Origin of the sequence: Legionella tunisiensis, from assembly GCF_000308315.1 — a bacterium.
Taxonomy (GTDB): domain Bacteria; phylum Pseudomonadota; class Gammaproteobacteria; order Legionellales; family Legionellaceae; genus Tatlockia; species Tatlockia tunisiensis.
Map to the genome: position 1 here is coordinate 1 of NZ_CALJ01000117.1, position 5,356 is coordinate 5,356.

Below are 5,356 nucleotides of genomic sequence, written 5' to 3' on the forward strand. Positions count from 1 at the left end.
GGAATACAGTACTTCCATTATCCTATCCCCCTTGATAACTATTTAATTGACGATGAATAAGCTCCATTTCAGTTGATAGTATGTCTATTTCTTCTGGTGTGAGGTCATCTAAGTCAAATAAAGAGAAATCTTCGAAAGGGATTCCTCCCACAGAAGGAGTGTATCGAACAAGTGAGTTGATAATATCTTTAAATTCTTCTTGAAATTCCTTTAGAGTTTTTTTGTATCTTTGTAGCGGGTCATATATGCCTGAGCAGCTTCAATTTGAGATTGCATCATGCTTGGCAGAGATGAAGAGAAGGAGTAGGTTGTGTTACTACTAATATGAGCTATATTTATATCCTTATAAAGGATGGAAATTTTACAGTAAGTCAAATTAACTTACATCATGATATAATATTGATCTTTTGGCGTCAATAAAAAATAATAAATAGTATAATTTGTTCAATGGGTTATACAATGGCTCGATACAGGTATTTCCATTCGCCCTTTATCTTGATATAAGTCTCATCCAAATACCAACGTCTGGAATAACGCTTTTTAAGCTGGAAGCACGAACCGTAACGGCGGGCCTATTAAAGCAGAATTAAACGGTGGCATAAATCTTAAAATCCGAGCTCGAGGTATGAGTAGAATTTGATCAAAAATTGCTCTACACTTAATTTTGAGTACATCAAATTACAGGAGAACCTAATGAAATCACGGATGATAACAGCTCTATTTGTGTTTTCTTGTTTTATCGGCACAAATGCACTGGCGGCAAATGCAGTTAGTACGACGACTAAGCCCGCAGCGCCCAAAGGTTGCAAACCAAACTGTGATGGTATACCTGCAGGTAAATGTTCATGTGTGAGCATCGATCATTACACTTGCTGTGGGCTACGCACAGATAGCTTGACAACAAAAGACAAAAACGATGATTGACCCGTTCCTATCGAAACAGCCAATCCGCTCACTAAGTCTTATATGGACTCGGCCATATTGTCAAAGAATAAACTTCATGTTGTTTAAAAGGTTAAGATTGCAGTCTGATTAATCGGCCTGGGACTAAAGATCGTGCGCTTAACCGCCAATTTGAAGGCATTCTTTGATGATAGATCCAGTCCCAGAGCGGGTTAAACCATCGCGTGCATTGTCTGCCTTTGTACCTCAGAGCGGTACTTTAAGCCTAACTTGTTAATTGCGTTACAGCAAAATCTTCATTCTTTGCCAATCTCTTATCATCAACCCGATGAGTCGCATTAATAAGTTTTTGACAGTCAATATCTTCACATTTTATGACCGGAATTTTATTATCAGCTCGTCGTGATAGAGTGACTTTTGCTGCCTTGGTTGACTCTAGTTTAGAAGCAATTTCTTTAGCTTTTTCCATATCTGGAAGTTCTAGCCAAGTGACAAATCCCTTTTTTGCATTGTGTTTCCAGCCAACCTGACCTGATATGTTTTCTAAGCTGTTTATAACAGCACTTATATGTTTGCTATCTATAATAGCCGTTGAAAATAAAGTAGGTTTCTTTTGTTTTTCTTGCTCTAATTGTTCAGCTAACTTAGAAAGCTCGTCGATACCCGTCGAGAGAATGCAAATTGATGCTGCTGTCGCATCAGCCATTTGCATTGCGAATAAACTCTTTGGAGAAGAAAGCAGCTTTTTCTCGAATGCAACTATATTAAACTTTGGATGTTTTGACTTGGTCTCCTGTAATAAATCACTAAAAGCGACTCGCAATTCAATCATTTTTTTCGTTTTTCATCCCCAAAAGTTTTTTCCTGGGCTTCAACCATACGAGTATGGATCAGTTCTATTAATGGCAGTAAAGATGAGTCAATTTCTTCAAAGGCCGTTTGATATAGACTATGTTTATTTTCTCTTTCTCCTGGGTGACGTAAAACAATGCTAGGATAGCCAAATGCACGAAGGAAAATATTAGTAAGACAGGTCGCTGTTCTTCCATTTGCATTACCAAAAGGATGCACCTCTGTGAGCTCATAAAAAATTGTTGCTAAAAACTCAGAAACTTCTTTCAAGTTTTTGGAATCGCAAGTGTGTAAATGGTCTACGGTAGTTTGGGCCCATCGATCCATAGCCTCAGGAATAAGAGGAGGGAACATACAAATTTTTACAATTTTGTTGACTGTATTCCTTTCCGTATCATTCAATTGATTGAGGTTATAAGCACTAGCTAATTTATTTATTACTAGAATTCCCTTTATTGCAGGACTTTCATAATTGATAACAGGTTGCAGTGACTCATGAATTGTGTATTTTCCATCTTTGGCAATTTTCTCTAATAAGGAAATAAAATCTAAAGCAGATTGATAATCCATACCAAATTGCTTATTTAAAAATCCTGCAAATTGCTGTGGGGATTGACATTCATGGAAATCAGACAGATAACAAGCAAAATGAATACTTAATTCAGCGCTTAAGTGCCATCGCAAAACAATTTCATTAGTGTATTCACCCGATTTCATATTGTGAACCTGCATTAACGATTTTCCAATAAAACCATGTATGGTTTTGACCCACCGTAATAACTTCGTATAGCATACATTATACGAAGTTATACGACTTCGCAGTTACAAATTGGTTTCTTGGGCATAAAGATAAGCATTTAACATATCTTGATGTTGACCAGCTTCTGGGAAAAAGTCCATCTTCAAGTGCTTCTGAACCTGCCAAACGGTTGGGACTAGATTCTGGCTCAAAGCCATATACTAAGGCATGGTTAAATTCCGTCAGTTTCGCTAAATCAAGCATGGTTGTTCACCTATTTATTAGAAAAGGCAGCCGAATAGTATCAGAAAAGTCAGTAAATATCGATTTTGCGTATTTGAGTACGACACTGTTATACACAGTACGACATTTGTAGTGGTTTTCTGCGATAGAAATTGCAATTAGGGTCTTTCCCAATTACGGGTTATTTTTACTCTTATTTTTTACCAAGCCCATTACCCGCATGTGATCACACAGTTGTTGATTTACTTCGACTTTGCAAGCGACAGTTTTGCGAATTGTGTTGAAAACTGTAAAAAAATGTTAGTATTTATTTTGATAGGATCAAGACTCCTTCCTTAAATTTATTCGAACATTAGGGTAGTAAAATAGCCATGGCAGGCTTTTTTAGACTTTGGTAAATATATCTGAGTCTAGAAATAGTTAAATATAAGTTTACAAGGAATTGTATGAAAATTATATCCATGCCAAAATTTGTTAGGATTATGTTACTAGGTTTGGCTTTATGCTGGATGTTTAATGCTAAAGCAAATGAATTGAACAAAGTTCCTTCTAATTTATCCCTGCCACAACGTGGTTATTGGCTACTGTTAAATAAACCGTTTGCTCCTCCATTATTAAATGAAGATGAATACGATTCTCTTTGGACAGTCTGGCCAGAGCCATTAAAATCACAGGCTGAAAAAGCATCGAAAAATGAACGGCGGATCATGGCTCTAAAACGCTATGGTTTTCAAGAGAGCCCTGACCGTACAAAGGGTGATATTCCCCAGCAGTTTACTCGAGATAGTAAAAATAACCTTTCAATCAACTGTTTGGCATGCCATGGGGGTAAGGTTGCAGGAACTGTGATACTAGGACTTGGAAACAGCCATATTAATTTTGCAACTTTTAATGAAGACTTGGCTCTTCTTTTTGCTAAATCAAATAGAAAAATAAAACCAGCACCAAAAATTTTACCTCCCGAAGCACCAGATCCAGTGCGTGGAGTAAATAATGCATGGGCTGGCGCAGTTTTATACATGCTTGTTCGTGATGATAATTTGCATCTTACACCCGATAAACTGCAGTTTCCACAACCATCTCATAGATCATTGAATATACCCATGGATACGCCAGCATTCTGGAATGTACATCATAAAAAAATCTTTATTATGATGGATTTGTCAAAAAATCACATCGAGACATCATGCAGTTTGTTTTCGATTTTTCTGTTCCTGCCGAAACTATCTATAACTGGGATAACGATTTTAAATCTATACTTGCCTGGATTGATTCATTACGATCTCCCAAGTATCCTTGGAAAATTGATATGGAACTCGCGAAAAAAGGTCAGAAGATTTTTCGCGCTCAGTGCGCCATCTGTCATGGTAAATATGGTGATAAAAGATATTATCCTGAACGATTGATAGATCTTGACGATCTCGGAACTGATCCTGCCCGAACGCTTTTATCTACCGATTTTAAAAAACATTTGGTAAGGACATGGATAGGTTACTATGGAAAAACTCCATTAAATTTAACAAAAAATGCCTATGTTGCTATGCCGCTTGATGGTATTTGGGCTACCGCACCTTACCTCCATAATGGCTCAGTTCCAACCTTATGGCATTTGTTAAACCCAGAGAAACGTCCTTCAGTTTGGTTTAGAACGGAAGATGGATATGATCAAAATAGAATAGGGCTTGAAATAAAGGAGTTTTCTCAACTGCCGGATACAGCAAAAACTGAACAAGAAAAGCGGCTTTATTATCAAACTAATATTTATGGTCTAAGTAACCAAGGACATCGTTTTCCTGAGGAAGGTTTGTCCAAAAAAGAGACAGATGCGCTGTTGGAGTACCTTAAAACGCTTTAGAGAACAAAGTTATGAAGATTCGTAATAATGAAGATCGATTTGGAGTAATCAGTATATTTCTACATTGGTTAATGGCGTTACTTATGATCGCAGTTGTAATATTAGGGGTAGTGATGACCAGACTGCCCGTGCGATTTTCTTTATATGAGTGGCATAAAGATATAGGTTTATCAATATTAATATTGGTTTTTATTCGCTTCATCTGGAGACTTATGAATATTTCTCCATCCTTGACAACCCTTCCATATTGGGAGCAACTTATTTCAAAGTGTATGGTATATTTTTGTTATGCCTTTATGTTTATAATCCCCATGACGGGTTGGCTTCTCCTTTCTGCTTCTGATTTACCTGTTTTTTCCTTGAGTTTAATTTGCCAGAGTTAATAGAACCAAATGATACTCTGGAGTCATTATTTCTGACTTTACATATATGGCTGAGTTATATTTTAATTATTTTAATGATTCTTCACATTGCTGCGGCATTTAAGCATTTCTTTATTGATAAAGATAAAATCATGCAACGGATAACAAAGCTTTAAGTCAATGTTCATGATATTTTCAGGTTGGGGTGGCGTGCAAATTTTTAATTTACTAAAACTATACTCTATTAGAAATTCCAACATTCATCGACTTTTTGGAACTTTGATAATGTAATGGGAATCTGAAGAAGGGCAGGGCAGTGTTACTGGAGTTCTTTTATGCATGCCCCCTTTATCAATTAACGGTCGTTTTTTGAGACATTGAATAAGTGATCCCATGCCATAT

At 36.7% G+C, this 5,356-nt stretch carries 6 protein-coding genes and 1 pseudogene; 4 read left to right on the top strand and 3 right to left on the bottom strand.

The window, feature by feature from the left end; translation table 11 throughout:
- Positions 1-458: 458 nt before the first annotated feature.
- The 3 genes and pseudogenes from BN58_RS29710 to BN58_RS33435 all read right to left on the bottom strand — a co-directional run.
- Positions 459-542: pseudogene (locus BN58_RS29710) on the bottom strand (DDE-type integrase/transposase/recombinase); the annotation flags it as partial.
- Positions 543-1,168: 626 nt separating this feature from the next.
- Positions 1,169-1,735, bottom strand: coding sequence for a hypothetical protein (locus BN58_RS33430; protein ID WP_019216423.1), 567 nt, complete (start codon positions 1,733-1,735; stop codon positions 1,169-1,171).
- Positions 1,732-2,325 (bottom strand): Fic family protein, encoded by a 594-nt coding sequence (locus BN58_RS33435; protein ID WP_232220450.1) that lies wholly within the window; start codon positions 2,323-2,325, stop codon positions 1,732-1,734. Before BN58_RS33435 ends, BN58_RS33430 begins: the two co-directional genes overlap by 4 nt.
- An 858-nt stretch (positions 2,326-3,183) precedes the next feature.
- Between BN58_RS33435 and BN58_RS31640 the strand changes: the two genes are divergently transcribed.
- The 4 genes from BN58_RS31640 to BN58_RS37665 are packed head-to-tail and all read left to right on the top strand — an operon-like array spanning position 3,184 to position 5,130.
- Positions 3,184-4,143 carry a hypothetical protein gene (locus BN58_RS31640; protein WP_026069349.1) on the top strand — a complete coding sequence of 320 codons (960 nt, stop codon included), beginning with the start codon at positions 3,184-3,186 and terminating at the stop codon, positions 4,141-4,143.
- Positions 4,140-4,592, top strand: a complete 453-nt coding sequence (locus BN58_RS08265) for a c-type cytochrome (RefSeq protein WP_026069350.1) — start codon at positions 4,140-4,142, stop codon at positions 4,590-4,592. Before BN58_RS31640 ends, BN58_RS08265 begins: the two co-directional genes overlap by 4 nt.
- Before the next feature lie 11 nt (positions 4,593-4,603).
- On the top strand, positions 4,604-4,975 hold the full coding sequence (locus BN58_RS37660; protein WP_051131868.1) for a cytochrome b: 372 nt from the start codon (positions 4,604-4,606) through the stop codon (positions 4,973-4,975).
- Positions 4,963-5,130: a cytochrome b/b6 domain-containing protein gene (locus tag BN58_RS37665; RefSeq protein ID WP_019216426.1), complete on the top strand. Its 168-nt coding sequence runs from the start codon at positions 4,963-4,965 to the stop codon at positions 5,128-5,130. The genes BN58_RS37660 and BN58_RS37665 overlap by 13 nt, the downstream gene beginning before the upstream one ends.
- The last annotated feature ends 226 nt before the right edge of the window (positions 5,131-5,356 follow it).